The organism is Paenibacillus sp. sptzw28, from assembly GCF_019550795.1.
Classification (GTDB): domain Bacteria; phylum Bacillota; class Bacilli; order Paenibacillales; family Paenibacillaceae; genus Paenibacillus_Z.
Map to the genome: position 1 here is coordinate 2,394,486 of NZ_CP080545.1, position 22,162 is coordinate 2,416,647.

The following is a 22,162-nucleotide window of genomic DNA, read 5'->3' on the forward strand; positions in this document are numbered from 1 at the left end:
GGTCATACTTATTCTTCCTGGCTGCGGGAACCGGTCAAGGCAGATTGGAGGGTGTTTCGTTGACCGAAATGCCGGTCCAGCTGTCAGTGCTGTCGGGATAGAATGTTTGAGCGATCTGAAACGCCGAAAGGGCCGGGTCGACATGAAAGGCTGTATCCTTAAAGGAACACCGATCAAAGGCGAAATCGGGTGAGGTAATGATAATGATACATTTGGTAAAGGAACACCCGATGAAGTGAAAGCCGTCAAATACAATCGTTTCATTATCAAATTCCTGGTCCATAATTAAATCCATAAGTTCACTCCTTAAAGTAGTACTACTGTCGGTACGTGCAATTGGCGGGCGGGCATCGGCCGGTCTGCTGCAGCTTTTTTGAACGCGCTTTCCTGGAGGTCGACTGAGAGAATGTGAAATAGATGTTATCAGATAAGAAGTGCGATGTTTGTCATAAACTGCGCCTGTGAAGTAACTATTTCTCGACATGGCAAATTAATTTGGGTTAGAGATTCCGGCTGAATAGGAGTAATATAAAAGCATGTTGTTAACCGGGAGGTATTTTTGAACGAAGAAAGGACGTGGTGGCGATTGAAGTTTTCATGGGAACGTAACTTGATAGTGCTGTGGACAGGGGTATTTTTTTGCAGTATGGCATATTCAGTGTCGATTCCTTTTCTTCCAATTTTTTTGAACGTGGAACTGGGCGTTCACACCCACTTGGAAATATGGTCCGGCTTTGCATTCGGAATCACGTTTCTGGCGAGCGCTCTCATTTCACCATACTGGGGCTCGCTTGCTGACAAATATGGACGGAAGCCGATGCTTATTCGTTCGGGTTTCAGCTTGGCCGCGCTTTATCTCATAAATTACTTTGTCCATGATCCATACTTATTCCTTATTGTCCGCATCTTTCAGGGGCTGCTGGCTGGATTTGTTCCGGCTGCGATTGCGCTGGTCGCTACGAATACGCCGGAGGAGAAGACCGGATATGCACTCGGCGTAATGTCGACCGCCGGAGCTACGGGCAGCATTATCGGTCCGCTTATCGGTGGTGTCGTCAGCCATTATTACGGTAACCGGGAGGCTTTTATCTTCTCCAGCCTGATTGTTCTTATCTCGGCGTTAATCGCCACATTCTTCGCGAAAGAACAGAATTTCAACCGCTCGGCGGCGCGGTCGCATGTCAGCGACGATCTGAAGCAGGCCGCTGCCAACCGGCCTTTTATGGCGCTTCTCTTCATGGTCGGGATCAGCACGTTTTCCGTCATGATTCTGGAGCCGCTCATCACGGTATATGTGCTGCAGATGGGGGTGTCAACAAAGAGCGCATCGCTCAGCTCGGGCATTATATTCTCGGCGGTCGGCATCGCAACCGTCCTTATGGCTCCAAGGTGGGGTAAATGGGGCGGGCGCATAGGCTATGGAAAAGTGCTGTATATTGGGCTTCTTGGCGGAGGCATCGGCAATATTCTGCAGTTTTTCATCACCAATTATATCGGGTTCGGTATTTTGCGCTTTGTGTACGGGCTGTTCTTTGCGGGAGTATATCCGGCGATCAATGCGATGATCGTTCAAGCGACGGACAAGGGCTTTCGAGGCCGTGCCTTTAGTCTGAATCAATCCGCTTCGCAAATAGCAACAATGGCGGGGCCGATTGTCGGTGGACTCCTCGGCGCATGGCTGCCGATCCGTTGGTTGTTTGTTATTAATGGAGGCGCATTGATCCTGTGCGCGGTGCTGTATAAGACAAGAAGCGCCGCTGTGGAAGCAAGAGGATCCGTAGTCCAAGCTCGAAGATAAGGCGGCGAAGGGCGGCCGATTTCAAATAACGGCTGGCGGAACAGGACTGACATGATATCGGCTATGTGAATTGTACAGGTCCTCCTATTAGCAGTATGATAGGCATGTAAGCTTATACCATGTGAGGAGGTTTTGTACAGATGTTTGACATTGCGATAATCGGAGCAGGGCCTGCAGGCGGAAGCGCGGCGTTGTTTACGGCAAAGGCCGGGAAGAAAACGCTGCTGATCGACAGCGACCAAAGCATCACGAAACGGGCGTGGATCGAGAATCATTACGGCGTGCCTGAGATCAAAGGTCCCGATCTTGTAGAGACAGGCATCAAGCAGGCGCAGAAATTCGGCGCTGAGCTCGCTCAAGTAAGAGTGACGGATATTCAGAAAAACGGCGATGGCTTCCGTATTGAAAGCGAGAGCGGAGCATACGAGGCGAAAGCTGTTATTCTCGCAACCGGCCTCATGCTGGATTTGGCCGACAAGATAGGAGTCCGGACAAAACCGGGGACCGAGCCTCGGGTCAAAGCCGTATTCGATGTTGACGCTTCGGGCAAAACCAATCTGGACGGTATCTGGGCGGCAGGAGCGATGGCGCGAAGGTCGCAATCAATGTGATTAGCGAAATGAACGGCGAACGTTATGTCGACCACGACGTGTTGAAATAATTCAGCTGGAAGACTTTTAAATATCGAAAAGACGAGCAGAAGCCTGCCTAGGATGATCCTGGTCAGGCTTGCTTCTTTTTCCGGCAGCATTCTAGTAGAACTGACGAACCTTCCGGTTTATAATAGAGTAATCAGTTTATCAGCTTAAGAGAAAGACAGGTGAAGTGCAATCATGCGAATATTCCGGCTCATATCAAGGGTCGTTGTTGTTTTATTGATTTTTCTCGGCTTGCAGTTTTATATCGGCTGGAATGGAATACAGTTTCTGGACGCATGGTTTGGCGGCGTATCTGATGTGTTATTCTGGACCTTCTATTGGATCGTAGCGATGTCGTACGTGATCTCCAGACTGCTAGAGAGAGTCCTGCCGGGACGAATTGCGCTCTGGCTCAAATGGATTGGCTCCTATTGGTTCGCGATTCTTCAGTACAGCGTACTTCTGCTGCCGGTGGCGGATCTTTCCGTCTGGGTGCTCCGCAGCGCTTCCCTGCCGAAGGATACTTCGATTATGATCGTCGGAACGGTCATAATTGCTATTTATGCAGGTATTCTTCTCCGGGGCTCATGGAATGCGTGGAATCCGATTGTACGGGAATATACCGTTACTGTAAACAAACGGGCGGGCGATCTCAAGCAGCTTCGTATCGCCGCGGCCTCCGATCTTCATCTCGGTACGGTCGTGGGGCGGCGTTATCTCAGTCTATTGGTGGACCGCGTCAATGAGCTGAAGCCGGACATCGTTCTCCTGCCCGGCGATGTTATCGACGATGATGTCGAGCCGTTCAAGCGATTTGATTTCGGCAGTATTATCAAAGGCTTCAAATCACGTTTCGGCACCTATGCGGTGCTTGGAAACCATGAATATATCGGGGGCAAAATCGAGGAATTTATCGCTCTGATGGAGAAAGCCGGCATCCCCGTCCTCACGGATGAGACTGTGAAGATCGCAAACAGCTTCTATATTGTCGGCCGTAAAGACAAAGCGGCCGGAAGCGGCAGGTTCGGGAAGAAGGGACGTCTTGCGGTTCGGGAGCTTGTTGAGGATTTGGACCAGTCGCTTCCTCTGATTATGATGGACCACCAACCCTCGGCGATCAGCGAAGCTGCCGACAACGGCATCGATCTCTCGCTGCACGGTCATACCCATCGCGGCCAAATGGCGCCTAATCATTTTCTGACACGTCGGCTGTTTGAGCTGGATTGGGGTTACCTGCGCAAGGGGAATCTGCACGCCATCGTATCCTCCGGCTACGGCACATGGGGACCGCCGATCCGGACCGGCAGCCGCTCGGAGATATTGAACATTACAGTGAATTTCGCTCCACTGGAAAGTTAAATATTGGGTTAAACGAATATTCGGCTTATAATAGTCACAGGTATAAGTATAAGGCTTATCATAGCTGAATGAACATTTGGAGACACGTATATGGAAATGGATGTACAGGTAACGCCCGTTAGTAGAAAATCGGTGTTATTGCTATGGCTCCTGGGCCGAACAAACGGCATGTTCAAATACGATACGCCCTTCTGGCGGATATCGGTCATAGGGCTATGGGTTATTAATACCGTCACGTTAATAACGGCCGCTCTGGGAATGCCTACCGGGCTTGGCATCGTATTCGATACTGTCGCTATTTCGTTTCTAGGGACGATCATAATGGCCGCCGCCGCCGGGGTGGCGGCTTTTGTACTTTCACTGTGTTATGTGCCGCTGCCCCGCTTTTATACCGGAGCATTGCTGTATACAGGTTCTTCCATCTATGCCATATGGTTTTATGCGGATATCGGATACTCTTCGGCCGTTATCCTGTCCGCGATTCAGACAGGGGCCGGTATAACGGCAGGAATGATTGCAGGCCTTCTTGCAAGCCGGACTGTCAGCTTGAAGACAAAGCTCGTTTCACTATCAAGCTTGCCGGTTATTTGTCTGGCGCTGGCTTATTGGCCTGCGTTCAGCCGTACAGCGGTTCCCCCTGTCCCTGCCGTGATACAGGATGATGCGGAGACCGGAGCGTTCGCGGTAGCTCCACTGCAAACAACCAATCCGGCCGAGCCGGGGCCCTATGAGATATACGGCTTCACCTATGGCAGCGGCGAGGACCTTCACCGCGATGAATTCGGCCGAGGCGCCCAGCTTAGAGCCATGCCCGTTGATGCATCCTCTTATATTAAGTATTGGCCATGGCTGCGCTCAATATTCTGGGGCTTCGACCAGCAAGCACTGCCTTTAAACGGCCATGTTTGGATGCCACGAGGCGAAGGACCTTTTCCGCTTGCGCTAATCGTTCACGGCAATCATCTAATGGAGCAGTTTTCAGATGTCGGTTACGCCTATTTGGGGGAACTCTTGGCCAGCCGCGGCATTATCGCCGTATCGGTCGATGAGAATTTTCTTAACTATTCGGTATGGACGGGTATACCAGAGCAGGATATGAAAGCCCGGGCATGGATACTGCTCAAACATTTGCAGCAAATCGCTGAATTCAGCGGGCAGGAAGGCAGTCCGTTTAATAACAGGGTGGATTTGAGCCGGGTAGCGCTGATCGGTCATTCAAGAGGCGGCCAGGCGGCGGCGATGGCAGCGGACCGCTCGCGCTGGTTTGCTTCCGACAGGTCCTTAAGCAGCCTGGACGCCGTTCAAATACGGGCGGTGATCGGGATTGCGCCGACCGATAAAACCGTCGACAAGCAATCGGCGGTGCTGAAGGATACCTATTATCTCACACTGCAGGGAGCCATGGACGGCGATGTAGATACGTTCAGCGGGGAAAGGCAGTATATACGCTCCTCGTTCACGCCGGGATCGGAGCGCTTTAAAGCTTCGCTTTATATCGGAGACGCTAATCACAGCCGGTTTAACACCGAGTGGGGTACGATGGATGACAGCCTCCCCGGCGGATTGCTCTTGAACAGGCGCGGTATGATGGATGGCTCCGACCAGCGGGAAGTGACCAAAGTGTATGTGTCCGCATTTCTGGAAACGGCACTCCATGGGAACCAAGACTATAAGCCGCTGTTTATGGATTACCGGTCGGGAGAGGAGTGGCTGCCGGGCGCTTCTTATACGAACCGTTATGAGGACGGCAGCTTTCGTCCGATTGTCCGCTTTGACGATGACCGGAATAAAACGACACATAGCGATGGAGTGACGGCGGAAACGGATGGGGGCTTGCTGTGGACGGAGGAGAATGCGGAGGATCGCGACGGTAATGGGAAAGGAACGCGAGGAGCGGTGCTGCAGTGGAAAGATAACGGCGGCGGCTCGTTTACCATTGAAATGCCGGAGCCGTTTAGCGATAGACTGCAAATCGGCGAATCGGCAGCATTCGTTTTCTCCATGACAAATATGCTACTTGAATTGAATGAGGAGACTGCAGCGGACACATTTGCTCCGCCGCAAATCGTCGTTGAACTGGAGAGTCGGAATGGGGCGGCCGTACAACTGCCGCTGGACCGTTTCATGCCTGTTGCTCCGCTTGAGCATGCGACATTCACTATCGCTTCATGGCTGGAGAAGAGGATTAAAGACGGCAAGTACAACCAGTCGGCCGAGCCGGTCTTTCAGACCTACCGGCTGCCCATTACACGCTTCGCCGAGGAGAATCCGCAGTTTAATCCGAAAGAGCTCTCCCGTGTCACGTTTCGTTTCAGTGGGAAAAAGGGCAAAGTGATGATTGATGACATTGGAATCGATTAAAATAAGGCTATGTTCAATTTTAATGTTGATTTATGACCACAAGAAAACCGCCCCGATAAAAGGCGGTTTTCTTGACTGTTCAATTCATGCACTTACTCCCCGTGTTCTTTTAAAAGAGAGAATGACAAAGTTAATCCAAGTTAATAAAGGGATGAACATCACTAATACGTAACGATTATGAAAATCAATTCCGAACAATCTTGACTCCTCATCTAAGTTGTACATGAACCAAAAGGTTAATCCCAATATCGTCGTGTTAATAACAAAAGCCGATAACATTCCTAACCATTTTCTTTTTGTATTTCTCATAATATAAACAGATAAAATCGTTGAAACTATGAAAGAAATAACTATGATAACGAAGTTCAACACTACACCACCTTATGAAATTATTTGAGAAAAGGTTTGTTTATCCAGCAATCGACTTAACAGGAATAAGCAGATAACCGAAGCTTTTTATTCGTGTCTTCCACAGTGAACAGGCACGATTTGACTAACATATTCTTCTTATTCGATGAGGTATTCTCATATTCCTTACTGTCTATATAACGGAACCAAGCCAAATAATGTTGCAAATATTTGGTAGCAACACCATTGAAACGGTCCATCCATTTCTTCAAGCGGCTGTGGTAACTATTTACGTTTTGGATATGATAAACGCCCTTAACGCGCTGTTTTCCATCGGATTTGAATCGGTAATGAGCCAAACCTTTTGAATTCGCATAAGAGCTGAATGCCCTCCAGGAATCCGTACAAAGCACGTTGGAGTCGGATAGATGACCGCCAATCGCTTCATCCAATTTCGTTGTCTTAATACGTCCACGTCCAAGAACGCCAGAGTAAGTCATCTTCTGACGGTCACGGGCTACAAGCACACATACTTGGTCGTTGCTTATGCCACGTAATTTGGATTTGCCACCGCGTTTCCTTGGCTTGCGTTCAACGATGCTACGCTTGCCTTTTTCAGAGAACAGAAAATAGGTCTCGTCCATTTCAACGATACCTTGGAAGGCTTCGGTTGGAATCTGTTTCAAGGCAGCAAGAATCTTATGCCGCCAATAAAACAAGGTGACATGTGTAACTTCACCAAGCAGCTCCGCAGCACATTTTCTCAGTGAATAACCTTCAATCATGAATTCGATGAAACGAACCCACAGATGAGGTCTACGTGTGCGCTGAAGAGGGGTGTTTGTGAGGTCATAAAACGTCTGTAAGCAGGATTTACAGCGGTAACGCTGCCGTTTGACCACTCCAGCACGTGTTTGAACAGTATATTTCCCAAATCGCACGACAGCATGGGCTGTGCAATGTGGACAAACAAGCCCATCTTTGTGCTTCTGCTCTTGGATTTCATCAATTGCTCGAACTTGAGCCGACATGCCCTTGGTTCGGGACTGCAAGAAGTAGATAAGCTCCCGCTTGCTATTATCGTCCAACGTTTCAGCAAGCTTCTTCAGTTCCTTTAAATCCATGGGCACACCACCTCCGAACTATGATATTACCTCTATCATAGAACATTAGTTCGTATTTATCAAATATCAACATTTAGGTTTAACATAGCCTAAAATAAAAAGCGAGTCCTTCAGCTTAATGGCAGCCTTGGACTCGCTTTTTATGTCCCTTGCAGCGGCGCAGCCGATTTTCTCGAATGCAGCCTGGACGGCAAAATTATACGGCGCCAGCTCTCCGGGGCTTTGCCCTGAATGCGGTCAACCAGCATTTGGATTCCCATATACCCGAAATCGTATGCAGGCTGAGCGATAACCGTCATAAAAGGATCGACGACGAATCCGGCCTCAAGCTCGTCGAAGCAGGCGACCGATACATCGTCCGGCACGCGCAATCCCCGCTCCTGCAGCGAACGGATCGCGCCCAAAGCAAGGAAATTGTTTGCGGCAAACAAAGCGGTAGGCGGTTCTTCTGATTGGAACAGCCCTCCCACGATACCGTCCATTTCGGCTTTCCTATAATCCGCTTCCGCGATATAGCTCTCGGTAAACGTAATATTGTTGAGCTTAAGCGCTTCAATATAACCGGTTAACCGCAATCGGGCTGTCGAGACGGACGAAGAGCCGTTAAGCAGTGCGATGCGCCGGTGACCAAGCCCTATCAAATGCTCGGTAAGCTGCTTCGCACCTTCTTTACTGTCGCCAAGCACAAGATCGCACTCGACGCCCGGCACTTCCCGGTCCAGCAGGACGATCGGAATCTTTTGCTTCGTAAGTTTTTTTAAGTTCGGCAGCGACTGATCGCCCGCCGGGGCGAACAGTACTCCGTCGACACGCGTGGAAATAACCGTATCGATGTAATCCTTCTCCTTATCAACGCTCTCGTCGCTGTTTGCGAGCAGCAGCCTGTAGCCGAGATGCCGTGCCGCATCCTCCGCCCCGCGTGCAAGCGTCGTGTAGAACGGATTTGTGATATCGGTTATGAGCAGCGACAGCAAGCGGGTTTCCTGAACGACCAGGCTTCGCGCCATGGTGTTTGGCACATAGTTCATTTCTCTCATAATGTCCTGTACCCGTTTTCGCGTTTTATCGCTGATACGACCGGTGTTATTGATAACTCTGGATACGGTCATCGCCGAGCAGTTCGCTTTCTCCGCTATATCATATATAGTTACCATATGCGCATTATCAAACCCCTATAATCAAGGTGGAATATATGATCCTACTATAACTTAATCTTATCTTGACAGCAATCCGTTATACTGTTAATTTAGGGTTATCGATAACTCTAATGAGGTGATTCGTAGTGGCAGGACTTATTCAAACAGGTGCGGATGCGCTTGTCGTAGACGTCAAGGATGATGTCGCGACCGCCCTCCGTGATATTAAATCGGGAGAAACGATCATGTACCGGTCGGGGGAAAATGTTCAACAGGTCGAAGCCCTCGACAATATTCAATTCGGCCACAAGATTGCGATCAAACCGATTGCGGCAGGAAGTCAAGTTCGCAAATACGGTGAAGTCATAGGTCAAGCGACCGAAGAGATTGCAGTTGGCCGGCATGTCCATGTTCACAATGTCGAAGGCATTCGCGGACGCGGAGATCAGGCGGGGGGAGAGACGAAATGACGACAACGATTCAAGGCTACTTGCGCCCAAATGGGGAGTATGGCATTCGCAATCATGTACTTATCATACCGACTGTCATTTGTGCAAACCAGGTATCGAGCCGTATCACACAGCTTGTTCCTGAAACCGTTGCCATTCCGCACCAGCACGGATGCAGCCAAATCGGCGCGGACAAAGACCGGACGTTCGCAACGCTTGCCGGCACAGGCAAAAACCCGAATGTCGGAGCTGTCCTCGTCGTCAGTCTAGGCTGCGAGGTTGTCGATCCTTATGCACTGGCTGAGGATATCCGTACTTCGACCGGCAAACGGGTCGAGGTGATCGATATCCAGGAAACAGGCGGTTCGATCAAAGCGATCGGACGCGGCGTCGAGCTTGCCCGTGAGCTTCGCAGCGAGCTGGACCGGATCAAGCCCGAGCCCATTCCCGCCGGCGCGCTGCGTATCGGCGTGAAATGCGGCGGTTCCGACGCGACATCCGGAATGGCCTCCAATCCGGCCCTCGGCGCCGCCTCCGACATTCTGATCGAACAAGGAGGAACGGTCGTCATCAGCGAAACGACCGAAATCATTGGAGCCGAGCACGTTCTTGCAGCCCGCTGTGCGACAGAGGAAGTGGCGGATCAGCTGTATGCATTCGTGGAGCGGTTCGAGCGCGAGGTCGAGCGGATGGGAGCGGATATGCGCGGGGGCAACCCGTCTCCGGGCAATATTGCCGGCGGACTTACGACCATTGAAGAGAAGTCGCTCGGCTGTATCAGCAAGTGCGGAACATCACCGCTTATGGGCGCTTTCGAGTATGCAGAGGAGATCCCCGGCACAGGGCTTTATTTCATGGATTCTCCCGGCAATGACATAGAATGCGTATCGGGTATGGCCGCAAGCGGCGTGCATCTGGTCTGCTTCACGACCGGCAGGGGAACGCCTACCGGCGCCGCCGTCGTACCGGTTATCAAAATTACCGGCAACAAGAAAATGTTCGAGCGCATGTCGGACAATATGGACATAGACGTCAGCGATATTCTTGCAGGAACGACGGGTGTGGAGCAGGCGGGCGAGGCCATTTGGAACGAAATCGTGGAAGTGGCGGGCGGCAAGCTCACGAAAGCCGAGATTCTCGGCCATCAGGAGTTCAGCATCAACCGTATCGGTCCGAGCTTGTAAGCCAAGCTTTTCAAGTGATAATAATGAGGTTTCTCACCGAACTTTGAGAAGGAGCGTATGACATGGGTAGATTATCGGGAAAAATAGCGCTTGTCACAGGGGGAAGCAGGGGGATTGGCGAGGCGATCGTCATCCGGCTTGCCGAAGAGGGCGCACATGTAGCGGTTAATTTCACATCCGATTCGAGCAGGGAGAAGGCGGGTAGCGTCGTTAAACAGGTACAGGCGCTCGGATGCCGCGCAATCGCCGTCCAAGCAGACGTCGGGAGTAAAGACCAGGTGCTGCGCATGTTCGACGCCGTTGAGCAATCGCTTGGCCCGGTCGATATTCTTGTTAACAACGCGGGAGTGGCGCCATTCGAATCTTTTATGAAAATTCAAGAGGAAACGTGGGACCGTACATTCAATACGAATGTAAAATCGATTTTCCTATGCTCCCAGCGTGCGGCGGCTTCGATGATTGAACGGCGTTACGGAAAAATCGTAAACGTACTGTCCACGGCCAGCCTGGTCGTTACGAGCCCGGTCATTCCTCATTATCAATCGTCCAAGGCGGCCGCGCATATGCTGACCAAAGGGATGGCGATCGAGCTGGGCAAGTTCAACATTAACGTCAACGCTGTCGGACCGAGCACAGTCGATACCGATATGTGCACCGATTTTCTGGCCGACGACGAGATACGGCGTAAGGAAATCGAAGCCAATCCGATGAGACGGCTCGGCACTGCAAGACAGATCGGCGACGCTGCCGTATTCCTCGCATCTGATGAGGCGATGCAGGTAAACGGCCATCTGCTTATGGTGGACGGCGGTCTGTCAGTCAAAGCGGCTCAGCCGGAAGACCACATGGAGCGATAATCACGCCCGGGCCCCGGCGCGATATGAAGAAGCCGGCACGCACTCTGGAGAGGGCGTGCCGGTTTCTTTTATGGCCTTGCGGCCTCCAACGGAAGAAAACGGCAATGCATTAATCGTCTCCCTACATTTGTCCATATCGCGGCTAAAACCGTCCATGTTCAGCTTTGGTCATGCCCGCCTATACTATTAGTAATGCTGCAGCTGAATCGGGGAGTCCGAACAACTGCATTGGGAGGAAACGACAATCATGTCCATTCGCTATGAAGCAGCCAATCAATTGTTTCATCTTCAAACCAAGTCCATGAGCTATATCTTTCAAGCCATTCACGGTTATCCCGCTCATCTCTACTGGGGACGCAAAATAAATGAAGCCAACCCGCGGCGTCTGCTGGAGCGCACGGAGCGTGCGTCCTTCTCGGCCAACCCGGTGCCGGAAGACCGTTCGATCTCGCTGGATACGCTTCCGCAGGAATATCCCGGGTATGGAACAACCGATAACCGCAATCCGGCATATGCCGCTCAGCTGCCGAACGGGACGACCGCTTCCGAGCTTCTGTATGTCTCGCACGCGATCGTGAAGGGTAAGCCGCAGCTCAGCGGATTGCCGGCCGTATATGCGGAAAGCGAAGAGGAAGCGCAGACGCTGTACATCCAGCTCGAAGACCGGGTGTCCGGACTTGCCGTGGAGCTGTCCTATACGGTGTTTGAAGCGTTCGATGCCGTAATCCGCTCCTCGCGGATCATCAATAACAGCGACGGCGTAATCACGCTGCAGCGGGCACTCAGCTGCAGTATAGATTTCCCGCATGACCGTTATGAAATGCTGCAATTGTCCGGTGCATGGGCACGGGAGCGATATATCCACCGGCGGCCTTTAACGCCGGGCACGCAGTCGGTCGAGAGCCGCCGCGGATCGAGCAGCCATATGAACAATCCGTTCTTTGCATTGCTGTCCGAAGATGCCACGGAGGACCATGGCGAGGTGTTCGGATTCAGCCTCGTATATAGCGGCAGCTTTGTAGGCGGGATAGAAGTCGACCAGTTTCATACAGCGCGCGCTTATCTTGGCATTAACCCGTTTGACTTCTCCTGGCGGCTCGAGCCGGGGGAATCGTTTCAAACGCCGGAAGCCGTTATGGTATTCTCCGCCGAAGGACTCGGGGGCATGTCCCGCACCTATCATGAGATGTATCGGACCCGGCTCTGCCGCGGAGCATACCGCGATGCGGACCGGCCGATCCTTGTGAATAACTGGGAAGCGACATATTTCAACTTCGACGCGGACAAGATCGAAGCGCTTGCCGAATCCGCAAGCGAACTTGGCATTGAGCTGCTGGTGCTCGACGACGGCTGGTTCGGCCGCCGCGACAGCGATAATTCCTCGCTTGGCGACTGGGTGGTAGACAGGAAGAAGCTGCCGCACGGACTTGATGATCTGGCGGAGCGTGTTCGGAGCCGGGGGCTGCAGTTCGGGCTCTGGTTCGAGCCTGAGATGGTTTCTCCGGACAGCGAGCTGTACCGCGCCCATCCGGATTGGTGCCTGCATGTGCCAGGCCGCCGGCGTTCGGAGGCCAGGCGGCAGCTCATCCTCGACCTTTCCCGGGCGGATGTGCAGGACTACATTGTGAATTCGGTTAGCGCCATACTGGACAGCGCCCCGATTTCGTATGTGAAATGGGACATGAACCGCAATATGACCGAAATCGGTTCGGCACTGCTGACGGCCGAGCGTCAGAGGGAAACCGCGCACCGGTACATGCTCGGTCTGTATAATGTCCTTGAACGAATCACGTCGGCTTTCCCCGGCGTCTTGTTCGAAAGCTGCTCGGGCGGTGGAGGCCGCTTCGATCCCGGTATGCTCTACTACATGCCGCAAACATGGACAAGCGATAACACGGATGCAGTCAGCCGGTTGAAAATCCAGTACGGGACAAGTATTGTCTATCCGATCAGTTCAATGGGTGCGCATGTTTCAGATGTGCCCAATCATCAGGTCGGCCGGATGACCCCGCTCAAAACCCGCGGAGACGTAGCGATGTCGGGCAACTTCGGCTACGAGCTGGATTTGACCCGGTTTACCGAAGCCGAGAAGGAAGAAGTGAAGCGGCAAATCGCAATGGTAAAGGAACTGCGGGAGCTGACGCAGAACGGGCACTTTTACCGGCTGCTAAGTCCTTTCGAAGGCGAAGAGACGGCATGGATGTTTGTCTCGCCGGACCGCTCGGAAGCGTTTGCCGTTCACGTCATCGTGCTCAACGAGCCGAACGCACGGCTGGAACGCCTTCGCTTGAAGGGCCTTGATCCGGAACGAAGATATGAATTGATCGGTACAGAGGATGTTATCGGCGGCGACGAGCTCATGCATGCGGGCATCGTCAGACCGCGTGCCCATGACGATTTTTCAAGTATTGTCTATCGCTTTAAGGCCGTTTAAGAGGAAGCACGCGGCCGCGTCATGGGGGATTGTGCGTTTAACAGCGGTACAGCCAAACGGACAACCTTGCTCCATCCCGCATATGGTATAGCATATTTCCATATGAGGGGGGATGGTCGTGCAACAATTGATGGTTTGCTCGGTAACAGCGCTAATGGGCTCTCTGATTACTTTCGCTTACGGCTTGTGGTCGGAGTCCCTTTCACTGCTGCTTGTCGCAATGGGAGTAGATTATTTGACCGGAATAGCTGCCGCTCTGAAGGAGAAGAGAGGTTTAAACAGCGCCATCGGTTCATGGGGACTTGCGAAGAAAGGCATTATGCTGCTCGTTATACTGCTGGCCCATCGGATCGACGTTCTGCTTGAGGTGGAGAACTCAGCGATGGGCGGCGCAATTTACTTCTATCTGGCCAACGAATTCATTTCCATTACCGAAAATCTCGGCCGTATTGGCGTTCCGATACCGGACAGGCTGCGCCAGCTCATTGAAGTGCTAAAAAACAAAAAATGACCGGCTGAATAATTTCCATATATGGGGCTATCCTTCGAGGGGATGGCCTTTCCTCATTTCACCTGCACGCTCCTCCTTGCATCCGGGATTCGGCTGAGTTATAATGAGAACAAATGTTCTTATTATGCTGGAGGGTTCTATATGGCCGTTGACATCGACTCTCTGCCGCCTGTTCAAATCGGTAAAGAGCTGGAGCTTGTGAAGCATTATGTGCTGCTTGGAATTCTTATGAGGATTCTTGACCATGATATACGTATTGTCGGCTCCGCGGCGACAAAGCTGCCCAGAGTATACGAGTCCATGCTGCGCGGACTGCAGGACCGGGTACTGCTGGAGCTGGCAGCGCTGCGGAAGCAATTTCGGGACAGCGGCATACAAGTGTACGACGGGAAGCGCGGCAGTGATGCTTTGACGACTACCTACGCTTGCCGCGGCTGCCATCATTCATTTACCATGCTTTGGACGTTCGTCAAGGCGGAAGCTGAACGGCTTCTAAAAGCGTATATGACCAAATAACGTTCATCGTTTTGTCAAAAAACGAAAAAAGTTTACCCCTTTATACAGTTTAAGGTTGAGAACATCGGACGATCTTAGGTAATATAGGGAGAGACATTCTGATGACAAAGGGGAGCAAGAGCAATGCATAAGTGGATAATGTTCGTCGTTTTCGCGGCGGCATCGGTATTGGGTGTTTTTTTGCTGACAACACAACTTCCTAAGAAGCCGGTAGATGAAGCAGCGACTCTGCCGCCTGGCGTTACGATGATGAAAGTGGAAGCAAGCCAGGACTTCGTATTTGACCAGAAGGAATACCACGTGAAAAAAGGCGATAAAGTACTGCTGAAGCTCGTAAATAAAAGCGGCATCCACGGTCTTGCGATTCCGGATTTGGGAATCGACCTACAAGGCGACAAGCTGGAGCAGGAAGTTACTTTTGACAAAGCAGGAACGTTTCCAATACACTGTTCCGTTATGTGCGGAGTAGGCCATGCTGATATGAAATCTGTCATTATTGTGGAATAACAGACAAAAGGAGCCGGGAGCGGCTCCTTTTTTAGCTTTAACCGCGGGTACTTCCCCTGCGCCTGCCTTTGTGTATGAGCCAATCGCAGAAGAAGCCGAGCAGCGCCCAGCTGGCGATTGTAAGTATATACATCAGGATCACATTCAAGTCATGGATATCCATAAACAAATCGGCGAACCAGCCCGGTACGCTGAGCATAAAGAAGACCATATTGTGCGGGTCGTATCCCGTAAAGTTATATAAACATAAAGCGACGCCGATCAGCGTTGCAACTATCGTAACCGGATAACGCATGGGTGACAGATCTCCTTTAACCGTTAGCTTCGGCCGGTTATACAGCCCGGTTGTCAGTAAAATGATTGCCGTTGCGCGGCAGCTTGGGTTATTATGTGACAAAAGGGCATCCGCCATGCGTATGCCCGCATTAAAAATAAACAAAACGAGGGAGCGATATTGCGTATGATTACTCACATTGTACTATTTAAGCTGAAGGACCGCACGCCGGAGAGCATTGCACGTACGGTGCAGGTGTTAAGGGATATGGAGGGGAAAATCGAAGAGCTTCTGTCGATCGAAGTCGGTACGGACGTGCTTCATTCCGATCGCTCATTCGACATTGCGCTTGTTACAAAGTTCGCGTCAATGGATGCGCTTGCAGCATACCAGATTCACCCCGTCCATAAGAAAGTAATCGAGCATATGAGTGAAGTGCGGGAATCTTCGGCAAGCGTCGACTACGAAAGCTAAAGAAGATCAAGCTGCAAGCAGATCGAACAGACAGGGGTTTTATTGGATGTATTTTGTAAATCGCGAACAATTATCGGCAAGACTGGACACCATACCGGACATCGTAAGGGCTCTGGGTACGCTCCAAGCCGAGTGGGATGGCAGTCTGCTTAACGGACTTGCCCAAGAGCGCGCACTGCATCTGGCGATCGAAACGGTAACCGATATCGGAAGTTTCCTGATTGACGGCTTTATTATGAGAGATGCGAGCAGCTACGAGGATATCGTGGACATTATTGCGGGAGAAGGCGTCTTTCCCACCGAGCTGCATGCACTCCTTCAGGAGCTTGTCAGATTGCGCAGGCCGCTTGTCCAGGATTATTATGAATGGCCAAGAAATCAATTGCATCCGCTGACACTGACGATACCTGAAGTACTGGTTCGATTTAAAAATGCGGTAGAATACTATGTGGCACAAGAGCTGGGTTCATAGAAGCATATAAAGCCGATAGGGCGGTTATGAATCTGCTGCCAGCTAAACGATTTACGAAAAAACAAAAATGCGTTAAAATGACGCTATTATAAAGATGTACGGAGCGTAAATATTCCGTCCCGGACTATCGGGCGAACGCGTAAGGTGGTGACAGGGGTGGAACAAGCAGGAGATCCGATTGCGAAGCAGGAGCTGCCGGTCCGGCATGATGGCTCAACGCGCCAGACCGTACTCATGCTGCTCAAGACTAGTGGGAAGATGAATGCGGGCGATCTGGCCAAGAGGCTGCAAATTACGGAAATGGCGGTGCGACGCCATTTAAGCACGCTTGAACGCGACGGTCTCATTCGGCCGACCGTGGTGAGGCAAGCGATGGGAAGACCGACGCATATGTTTAGCTTGACGGAGCAGGCCGAGCATTTATTTCCAAAAAATTATCATGTGCTTGCGCTTGATCTTCTGGAAGAACTGGAAGACAACCCTGAAACCGCCGCTCTCGTGGACCGTCTGTTTGAGGGACGTAAGCGAAAGCTGATCGAGCGATACGCTTCGCGCATGGAAGGCAAATCGCTAGAGGATAAAGTGCTTGAGCTTGCCGCTATTCAGAACGACGGCGGATATATGGTTCAACTGGAGAACGATGACGATAGCTTCATCCTGCATGAATACAACTGTCCGATTTCCCGGGTGGCCGGCCGCTATCAGCAAGCGTGCCATTGCGAGCTTGCGCTGTTTCGGCAGCTGCTCGGCGCCGAGGTTGAACGAACGGAATGCCTGGCTAAAGGCGGAGGAAAATGCAGCTACCGCATTACCGGCGCATGAAGGGGACAAATAGAGTTTGGCCATTAAAACACGGGAACTAAGTATCCGGTGTTTTTTTGTTTGTATGTTTTTTGAATGGGATCTGTGATAATTACAATGACCTATTGCCTAAGCCCAGGAAAAAGCAGTAAAATGCCATTATATCATTATCAAATTAGATAACTATCTAATATTATCAGTATCAGAAGGAGGCTTGGTTGGATGAATACAACTTTCTTTCTTGTAAGACATGCTTTAAAAGAAAAGGCGATTGGAGATGTACCAATTACCGCCAAGGGAAGGTTGCAAGCGCAAGCGACGGCCCGATATTTTTGTAACTTGCCGATAGCAGCGATAGTCACAAGTACGCTACGAAGGGCAAAAGAAACCGCCTTATATATTGCATGCGAAACGAAATCAACTATTTCGGAGGACATTCGTTTGCGGGAACGGGCAAACTGGGGAGATTTACCTGGACAACCATTTGTAGAATTTGTCGCCATGTGGGAGCGATGCACGCATGATCCCGAGTATATGCCGCCCATAGGCGATTCCGCGAAGCAGGCTGGCGAACGCTTATCCTTGTTTTTATCGGAAGCGGCTAAGAAACATCCTCTTGGCAGTAACATTGTAATTGTTACACATGGAGGATTAATTACTGATTTTCTGGTTTATACATTTTCCGAGAAGCAGCTAAATCAATGGCACCCCAATTTTGTGGCGGTGCAAAGCGGCCTTATTCCCGAGTGCTCGATAACAAAATTAATATATGAGAACAGAAATTATAAATTAGATTTCTTTGCATCGGTAGAACATTTAGCTGAACAAGCTGACCACATTGTTTAAATAAACGACGTTTTCTGCATTTCACTTCTCTTGCCAGTCAAACATCGCCTCAGGTCAATGGTCCAAGTCTCTTTAACTTCACCGGGTTTTTATTCTTATTTCATTGTATCAAGTCAAGCTCATGCTGACTATAATGACATTACGAATTGGGCATTCGTCTAGTACCTTCAGCCCGGAGGGGAGAACAACGGATGGCAGTGACATGGCTTGCGGCCGCTTTCGTCGCGGCTTTCGTAATGCTTGTTTTTGGTGTGCTGTTGTGGCTCCGCGCAGCGGACCGTAAGCTGCTAAGGCTGCTGCAGACGGCGGAAGCGCTGGAGCGTCATGCGAAGACGACCGCGGATCAGTTCACACAGTTTATCCAGCCCGCTTCGGCCACAGTTAAATCAGTGCAGCGGCAGCTGGATTCAGCCACAAGGGTATTCGAATCGGCAAGGCGCATCGGCGATGCAGCGGATCAGGTCGCTGACGCGGTAAGCAGGTTATCCGGCGCGCTTTCGGATACGACAGAGCGGTATGTGGCGAAGGCCGGAGGCAAATATCGGCGGCAAATCGCCGATGCGCTAGATTGGGCCGAAATCGGCCATGCGGCATGGCAATTTTGGCAGGCCAAACGAAAAGAAAACAGTTCCTCCTCTGCATGTTCGGACTATGGCGAAGGGCACGATACTAAAGACTGACAACCGAGCCGCAGTAAAAACGGCGTCTAACGGTTGCAGATGAAACTGACAACCGAGCCGCAGTAAAAACGGCGTCTAACGGTTGCAGATGAAACTGACAACCGAGCCGCAGCGAACCCGCGTCTAACGGTTGCAGATTAAACTGACAACCGAGCCGCAGCGAACCCGCGTCTAACGGTTGCAGATGAAACTGACAACCGAGCCGCAGTATAACGGCGTCTAACGGTTGCAGATGAAACTGACAACCGAGCCGCAGCGAACCCGCGTCTAACGGTTGCAGATGAAACTGACAACACCGAGCCGCCACAGAGCTAGCGTCTCACGGTTGCAGCAAAAGGAGCGAGTTACTATGGCAAAGGGAAATCAAAGGAAAAGCTTTATGTTCGGCGCAATCGCCGGAGGAATTATTGGTTCGGTCACAGCGCTTTTACTGGCGCCCAAAGCCGGACGCGAAATTCGCAAGGATCTTGCGGAAGGCGCGCAGGAGGTAGGGGAGCGGACAGTTCGTGTAGCCAGCCAAGTCAGTGATACCACAACACGTATCGCCAAGCAGGTTGGCAGCACCGCCTCCAATGCTGCCGGAAGAGCCAAAGAGACAGCCGGAAGTGTTATCGAAGGAGTCCGCGGCTGGCGCACATCTCGAGGCGACAATCATGCCGTCAATTCAAAAAGTGATGAATCGGCGGAAGGCGGAGAAGACGAGCAGAACCAATCCATAGAAAGCAAATCGGAAGAGCTGCAGTCGATAACCTGAGACACCGAAATGCAAATCGCTCATCGACGAAGCAGGCAATGGATTTGTGCACCTGACTAAAGGGCAGAGCCAGTTTTACGGCTCTGCCCTTTAAATGTTGAGATGAAGCTGCACGAGGCGTCTGCTGCCTGAGCTTGCCCGGTTAGCGTACCCCGCGTCTCCGGGAGCGGTACTCCGTAGGCGAGACCCCGTATGTTTTGCGGAATTGCTTGGAGAAATAAAGAGCGTCGCCGTAGCCTACCGAAGAAGCAATCTGATCGATAGACAGGTAGATCTCGCCGACGAGAAGCTCTTTAGCTCTTTCCATTCGCACTTTCAGCAGAAATTGTATCGGCGAGACGCCGGTAAGCTGTTTGAACATTTTGGACAAATGTGTCCGGTGGTAGCCAAGCCTTCGGGATAAGTCTTCTATTGAGACCTGCTCGGCGTATTGGAAGGACAACCAGCGGACAGCCTGTTTAATCTGCCTCTCAATATCCGGCACAACCGTCGGCGTATTAAACATCAATTTGCTCGCGTTTACTTCGCCGAATTCTTTCAGCAGTATTCGCAGCAGTCCGTTTGCTTCCAGATCTGCCAGCTCAGGATGCACGCTCCGCTCCAGAGTGACCTGCATGCGTCGGTAAAGACTGGTGAACCGGCGGATATTATCGCTGTGGATGACGGGATTTGCCGGGGTAATCCCTAAGCTTAGCAGCAGCGGTTCCGCCAGATGACCCTTGAAGGCAACCCAGCGATAATGCCAAGGCTCCTCGGCGTCGGCTGCGTAGGTGAAGAGCACATCCGGGAATATAAAGAAGGTGTCGCCTTTCTCGCACTCATACCGCCTCCCGTCGATTTCAAATATTCCCTTGCCGGACATAACCGTATGGACAAGGTAATAGTTGTGAACAGCAGGACCGATTTGATGGGCCGGGAACGGCTTCCCTTCGCCGCTGAAGAGAACGGTCAGTTCGCCATGCGCAGGCTGGGTGTTCGAGCCGGCCGAAATTTTATAATGATCAACAACCATATGGCTGTCATCCCTTCTTTAGCTTATCTTCCTACAATAAAGACTATCTCAATAAACTACAAATGTCCATATTAAACATGCAATAATTCATACTCAAAAGATTGGGTTCTGCTCTATATTATGAAGTAGATAAACGGATTCAAACGCTTACATCAGTCAGACCAATCGAGGAGGATGAGCATGTCCAAAATTACATTTATCGGTGCTGGCAGTACGGTATTTGCGAAAAACGTGTTAGGGGATTGCTTAATGACCCCGGCGCTTCAGGGTTTTGAACTCGCGCTTTACGATATTAATCCGGAGCGGCTTTCGGAATCTCAAACAATGCTGAGTCATATCAAAAACACGAGCGGAAGCACAAGCGTCATTAAAGCATACACAGATCGTAAGGAAGCGCTTCGCGGTGCGAAATATGTAGTGAATGCCATACAGGTCGGCGGTTACGACCCATGCACGATAACCGATTTTGAAATTCCGAAAAAATACGGCCTGCGCCAAACGATTGCGGACACGGTCGGCATAGGAGGCATTTTCCGCAATCTGCGCACGATACCGGTTATGCTTGATTTTGCACGCGATATGCAGGAGGTATGTCCGGATGCGCTGTTCCTGAATTACACGAATCCCATGGCTGTTCTGACAAACGTGATGAACACGCAAGGAGGCATTAAGACTGTCGGTCTGTGCCACAGCGTACAAGTATGCGTCAAAGGCTTGTTTGAGAACCTGGGCATGGACCAAACGGGCGTTAAATCGAAAATTGCCGGAATTAACCACATGGCATGGCTGCTTGAGGTGTCCAGAGACGGCGTCGATTTATATCCTGAAATTAAACGCCGTGCCCGGGAAAAGCAACAAGAGAAGCACTGGGATATGGTGCGGCTTGAAATGATGCTGAATTTCGGGTATTACATTACCGAGTCGTCCGAGCACAATGCGGAATATCATCCGTATTTTATCAAACGGAGTTATCCGGAGCTGGTCGATCGCTTCAACATACCCCTGGATGAATACCCGCGCCGGTGTATTGAGCAAATCGATAATTGGAAGAAGCTGAAGCAGGACCTTGTTCACAATTCGGAGCTTCATCACGAGCGCACTCACGAGTATGCATCCTATATCTTCGAAGCAATCGAGACGAATGTTCCGTTTAAAATCGGCGGCAACGTTATGAATACGGGACTGATTACGAACCTGCCGCGCGAAGCATGCGTGGAAGTGCCGTGTCTTGTAGACAGCAGCGGCGTCACTCCGACTTATGTCGGCGACCTCCCTCCGCAATGCGCCGCTCTTAACAGGACGAACATCAATACGCAGCTGCTGACGATCGAAGCGGCCATTACAGGCAAACGCGAACATATTTATCATGCTGCGATGCTTGATCCGCACACGGGGGCGGAGCTGTCAATGGATGACATCATAGCAATGTGCGATGATTTAATTGAAGCTCACGGGGATTGGCTGCCCGCATACCGTTAGAGTCGGGGCAGTTACATGTACCGCAGTCTCGGCCGGATCCCGAAGAAAGGGGTCCGGCTTTCTGTTATTGTTGAACCTTGTCCGGTTTTGCGCTAAGATGTAGGTACCTTTTTATACCCGCATTCATATTCTATTGATGTCCAGCCAA

The 22,162-nt window shown here is 51.2% G+C and carries 22 protein-coding genes and 1 pseudogene; 18 read left to right on the forward strand and 5 right to left on the reverse strand.

Annotated elements, in window-relative coordinates; all coding sequences use genetic code 11:
• Positions 1-34: 34 nt before the first annotated feature.
• Positions 35-295: a hypothetical protein gene (locus tag KZ483_RS10540; RefSeq protein WP_220352605.1), complete on the reverse strand. Its 261-nt coding sequence runs from the start codon at positions 293-295 to the stop codon at positions 35-37.
• A 291-nt stretch (positions 296-586) separates the two neighbouring features.
• Between KZ483_RS10540 and KZ483_RS10545 the strand changes: the two genes are divergently transcribed.
• From KZ483_RS10545 to KZ483_RS10560, 4 genes and pseudogenes are all read left to right on the forward strand, one after another.
• Positions 587-1,798, forward strand: coding sequence for an MFS transporter (locus KZ483_RS10545; RefSeq protein WP_220353377.1), 1,212 nt, complete (start codon positions 587-589; stop codon positions 1,796-1,798).
• A 140-nt stretch (positions 1,799-1,938) separates the two neighbouring features.
• Positions 1,939-2,459 (forward strand): annotated as a pseudogene (locus tag KZ483_RS10550) (FAD-dependent oxidoreductase).
• A 172-nt stretch (positions 2,460-2,631) separates the two neighbouring features.
• Entirely contained in the window at positions 2,632-3,795 is a 1,164-nt protein-coding gene (locus tag KZ483_RS10555) for a metallophosphoesterase (RefSeq protein ID WP_220352606.1), read from the forward strand.
• A gap of 90 nt (positions 3,796-3,885) precedes the next feature.
• The gene (locus KZ483_RS10560; RefSeq protein ID WP_220352607.1) at positions 3,886-6,156 is read left to right on the forward strand and encodes a poly(ethylene terephthalate) hydrolase family protein; all 2,271 of its coding nucleotides are present in this window, start codon (positions 3,886-3,888) and stop codon (positions 6,154-6,156) included.
• A 425-nt stretch (positions 6,157-6,581) separates the two neighbouring features.
• Here the strand turns inward: KZ483_RS10560 and KZ483_RS10565 are convergent, their stop codons facing one another.
• Both KZ483_RS10565 and KZ483_RS10570 read right to left on the reverse strand, forming a co-directional pair.
• On the reverse strand, positions 6,582-7,628 hold the full coding sequence (locus tag KZ483_RS10565; RefSeq protein WP_220352608.1) for an IS1595 family transposase: 1,047 nt from the start codon (positions 7,626-7,628) through the stop codon (positions 6,582-6,584).
• A 140-nt stretch (positions 7,629-7,768) separates the two neighbouring features.
• A complete protein-coding gene (locus tag KZ483_RS10570; protein ID WP_220352609.1) occupies positions 7,769-8,782 on the reverse strand; it encodes a LacI family DNA-binding transcriptional regulator in 1,014 nt (337 codons plus the stop codon).
• A gap of 128 nt (positions 8,783-8,910) precedes the next feature.
• Between KZ483_RS10570 and KZ483_RS10575 the strand changes: the two genes are divergently transcribed.
• The 7 genes from KZ483_RS10575 (at position 8,911) to KZ483_RS10605 (ending at position 15,222) form a co-directional block, all read left to right on the forward strand.
• Complete coding sequence (locus tag KZ483_RS10575) at positions 8,911-9,234, forward strand: UxaA family hydrolase (RefSeq protein WP_220352610.1); 324 nt, start codon at positions 8,911-8,913, stop codon at positions 9,232-9,234.
• A complete protein-coding gene (locus KZ483_RS10580; RefSeq protein WP_220352611.1) occupies positions 9,231-10,397 on the forward strand; it encodes a UxaA family hydrolase in 1,167 nt (388 codons plus the stop codon). The genes KZ483_RS10575 and KZ483_RS10580 overlap by 4 nt, the downstream gene beginning before the upstream one ends.
• 62 nt (positions 10,398-10,459) lie before the next feature.
• Positions 10,460-11,254 carry an SDR family NAD(P)-dependent oxidoreductase gene (locus tag KZ483_RS10585; RefSeq protein ID WP_220352612.1) on the forward strand — a complete coding sequence of 265 codons (795 nt, stop codon included), beginning with the start codon at positions 10,460-10,462 and terminating at the stop codon, positions 11,252-11,254.
• A gap of 247 nt (positions 11,255-11,501) precedes the next feature.
• Complete coding sequence (locus KZ483_RS10590) at positions 11,502-13,688, forward strand: alpha-galactosidase (protein WP_220352613.1); 2,187 nt, start codon at positions 11,502-11,504, stop codon at positions 13,686-13,688.
• Between the two features lie 118 nt (positions 13,689-13,806).
• On the forward strand, positions 13,807-14,199 hold the full coding sequence (locus KZ483_RS10595; protein WP_397376169.1) for a phage holin family protein: 393 nt from the start codon (positions 13,807-13,809) through the stop codon (positions 14,197-14,199).
• 141 nt (positions 14,200-14,340) lie between these two features.
• Positions 14,341-14,715 (forward strand): YhjD family protein, encoded by a 375-nt coding sequence (locus KZ483_RS10600; RefSeq protein ID WP_220352615.1) that lies wholly within the window; start codon positions 14,341-14,343, stop codon positions 14,713-14,715.
• Between the two features lie 123 nt (positions 14,716-14,838).
• Positions 14,839-15,222: a cupredoxin domain-containing protein gene (locus KZ483_RS10605; RefSeq protein WP_220352616.1), complete on the forward strand. Its 384-nt coding sequence runs from the start codon at positions 14,839-14,841 to the stop codon at positions 15,220-15,222.
• 37 nt (positions 15,223-15,259) lie between these two features.
• On the opposite strand, the gene KZ483_RS10610 is transcribed toward KZ483_RS10605, so the two are convergent.
• Positions 15,260-15,619: a hypothetical protein gene (locus KZ483_RS10610; RefSeq protein WP_258881637.1), complete on the reverse strand. Its 360-nt coding sequence runs from the start codon at positions 15,617-15,619 to the stop codon at positions 15,260-15,262.
• Between the two features lie 63 nt (positions 15,620-15,682).
• Between KZ483_RS10610 and KZ483_RS10615 the strand changes: the two genes are divergently transcribed.
• From KZ483_RS10615 to KZ483_RS10640, 6 genes are all read left to right on the forward strand, one after another.
• Positions 15,683-15,970, forward strand: a complete 288-nt coding sequence (locus KZ483_RS10615; RefSeq protein WP_220352617.1) for a Dabb family protein — start codon at positions 15,683-15,685, stop codon at positions 15,968-15,970.
• Between the two features lie 46 nt (positions 15,971-16,016).
• Positions 16,017-16,442, forward strand: a complete 426-nt coding sequence (locus KZ483_RS10620; protein WP_220352618.1) for a DUF86 domain-containing protein — start codon at positions 16,017-16,019, stop codon at positions 16,440-16,442.
• Positions 16,443-16,598: 156 nt separating this feature from the next.
• Entirely contained in the window at positions 16,599-17,264 is a 666-nt protein-coding gene (locus KZ483_RS10625) for a helix-turn-helix transcriptional regulator (protein WP_258881638.1), read from the forward strand.
• Positions 17,265-17,465: 201 nt separating this feature from the next.
• A complete protein-coding gene (locus KZ483_RS10630) occupies positions 17,466-18,089 on the forward strand; it encodes a histidine phosphatase family protein (RefSeq protein ID WP_220352619.1) in 624 nt (207 codons plus the stop codon).
• 191 nt (positions 18,090-18,280) lie between these two features.
• Complete coding sequence (locus KZ483_RS10635) at positions 18,281-18,769, forward strand: DUF948 domain-containing protein (RefSeq protein ID WP_220352620.1); 489 nt, start codon at positions 18,281-18,283, stop codon at positions 18,767-18,769.
• A gap of 349 nt (positions 18,770-19,118) precedes the next feature.
• Positions 19,119-19,523 (forward strand): YtxH domain-containing protein, encoded by a 405-nt coding sequence (locus KZ483_RS10640; protein ID WP_220352621.1) that lies wholly within the window; start codon positions 19,119-19,121, stop codon positions 19,521-19,523.
• Positions 19,524-19,665: 142 nt separating this feature from the next.
• On the opposite strand, the gene KZ483_RS10645 is transcribed toward KZ483_RS10640, so the two are convergent.
• Positions 19,666-20,535 carry an AraC family transcriptional regulator gene (locus tag KZ483_RS10645; protein ID WP_220352622.1) on the reverse strand — a complete coding sequence of 290 codons (870 nt, stop codon included), beginning with the start codon at positions 20,533-20,535 and terminating at the stop codon, positions 19,666-19,668.
• A 180-nt stretch (positions 20,536-20,715) separates the two neighbouring features.
• On the opposite strand from KZ483_RS10645, the gene KZ483_RS10650 reads away from it, so the two are divergent.
• Positions 20,716-22,014, forward strand: coding sequence for an alpha-glucosidase/alpha-galactosidase (locus KZ483_RS10650; protein WP_220352623.1), 1,299 nt, complete (start codon positions 20,716-20,718; stop codon positions 22,012-22,014).
• Positions 22,015-22,162 lie beyond the last annotated feature (148 nt).

Bases quoted from the DNA above. Each gene is read 5' to 3' on its own strand.
- KZ483_RS10540 (WP_220352605.1), bottom strand. From the start codon at position 295: ATGGATTTAATTATGGACCAGGAATTTGATAATGAAACGATTGTATTT.
- KZ483_RS10555 (WP_220352606.1), top strand. From the start codon at position 2,632: ATGCGAATATTCCGGCTCATATCAAGGGTCGTTGTTGTTTTATTGATT.
- KZ483_RS10560 (WP_220352607.1), top strand. From the start codon at position 3,886: ATGGAAATGGATGTACAGGTAACGCCCGTTAGTAGAAAATCGGTGTTA.
- KZ483_RS10565 (WP_220352608.1), bottom strand. From the start codon at position 7,628: ATGGATTTAAAGGAACTGAAGAAGCTTGCTGAAACGTTGGACGATAAT.
- KZ483_RS10570 (WP_220352609.1), bottom strand. From the start codon at position 8,782: ATGGTAACTATATATGATATAGCGGAGAAAGCGAACTGCTCGGCGATG.
- KZ483_RS10580 (WP_220352611.1), top strand. From the start codon at position 9,231: ATGACGACAACGATTCAAGGCTACTTGCGCCCAAATGGGGAGTATGGC.
- KZ483_RS10585 (WP_220352612.1), top strand. From the start codon at position 10,460: ATGGGTAGATTATCGGGAAAAATAGCGCTTGTCACAGGGGGAAGCAGG.
- KZ483_RS10590 (WP_220352613.1), top strand. From the start codon at position 11,502: ATGTCCATTCGCTATGAAGCAGCCAATCAATTGTTTCATCTTCAAACC.
- KZ483_RS10600 (WP_220352615.1), top strand. From the start codon at position 14,341: ATGGCCGTTGACATCGACTCTCTGCCGCCTGTTCAAATCGGTAAAGAG.
- KZ483_RS10605 (WP_220352616.1), top strand. From the start codon at position 14,839: ATGCATAAGTGGATAATGTTCGTCGTTTTCGCGGCGGCATCGGTATTG.
- KZ483_RS10615 (WP_220352617.1), top strand. From the start codon at position 15,683: ATGATTACTCACATTGTACTATTTAAGCTGAAGGACCGCACGCCGGAG.
- KZ483_RS10620 (WP_220352618.1), top strand. From the start codon at position 16,017: ATGTATTTTGTAAATCGCGAACAATTATCGGCAAGACTGGACACCATA.
- KZ483_RS10630 (WP_220352619.1), top strand. From the start codon at position 17,466: ATGAATACAACTTTCTTTCTTGTAAGACATGCTTTAAAAGAAAAGGCG.
- KZ483_RS10635 (WP_220352620.1), top strand. From the start codon at position 18,281: ATGGCAGTGACATGGCTTGCGGCCGCTTTCGTCGCGGCTTTCGTAATG.
- KZ483_RS10640 (WP_220352621.1), top strand. From the start codon at position 19,119: ATGGCAAAGGGAAATCAAAGGAAAAGCTTTATGTTCGGCGCAATCGCC.
- KZ483_RS10645 (WP_220352622.1), bottom strand. From the start codon at position 20,535: ATGGTTGTTGATCATTATAAAATTTCGGCCGGCTCGAACACCCAGCCT.
- KZ483_RS10650 (WP_220352623.1), top strand. From the start codon at position 20,716: ATGTCCAAAATTACATTTATCGGTGCTGGCAGTACGGTATTTGCGAAA.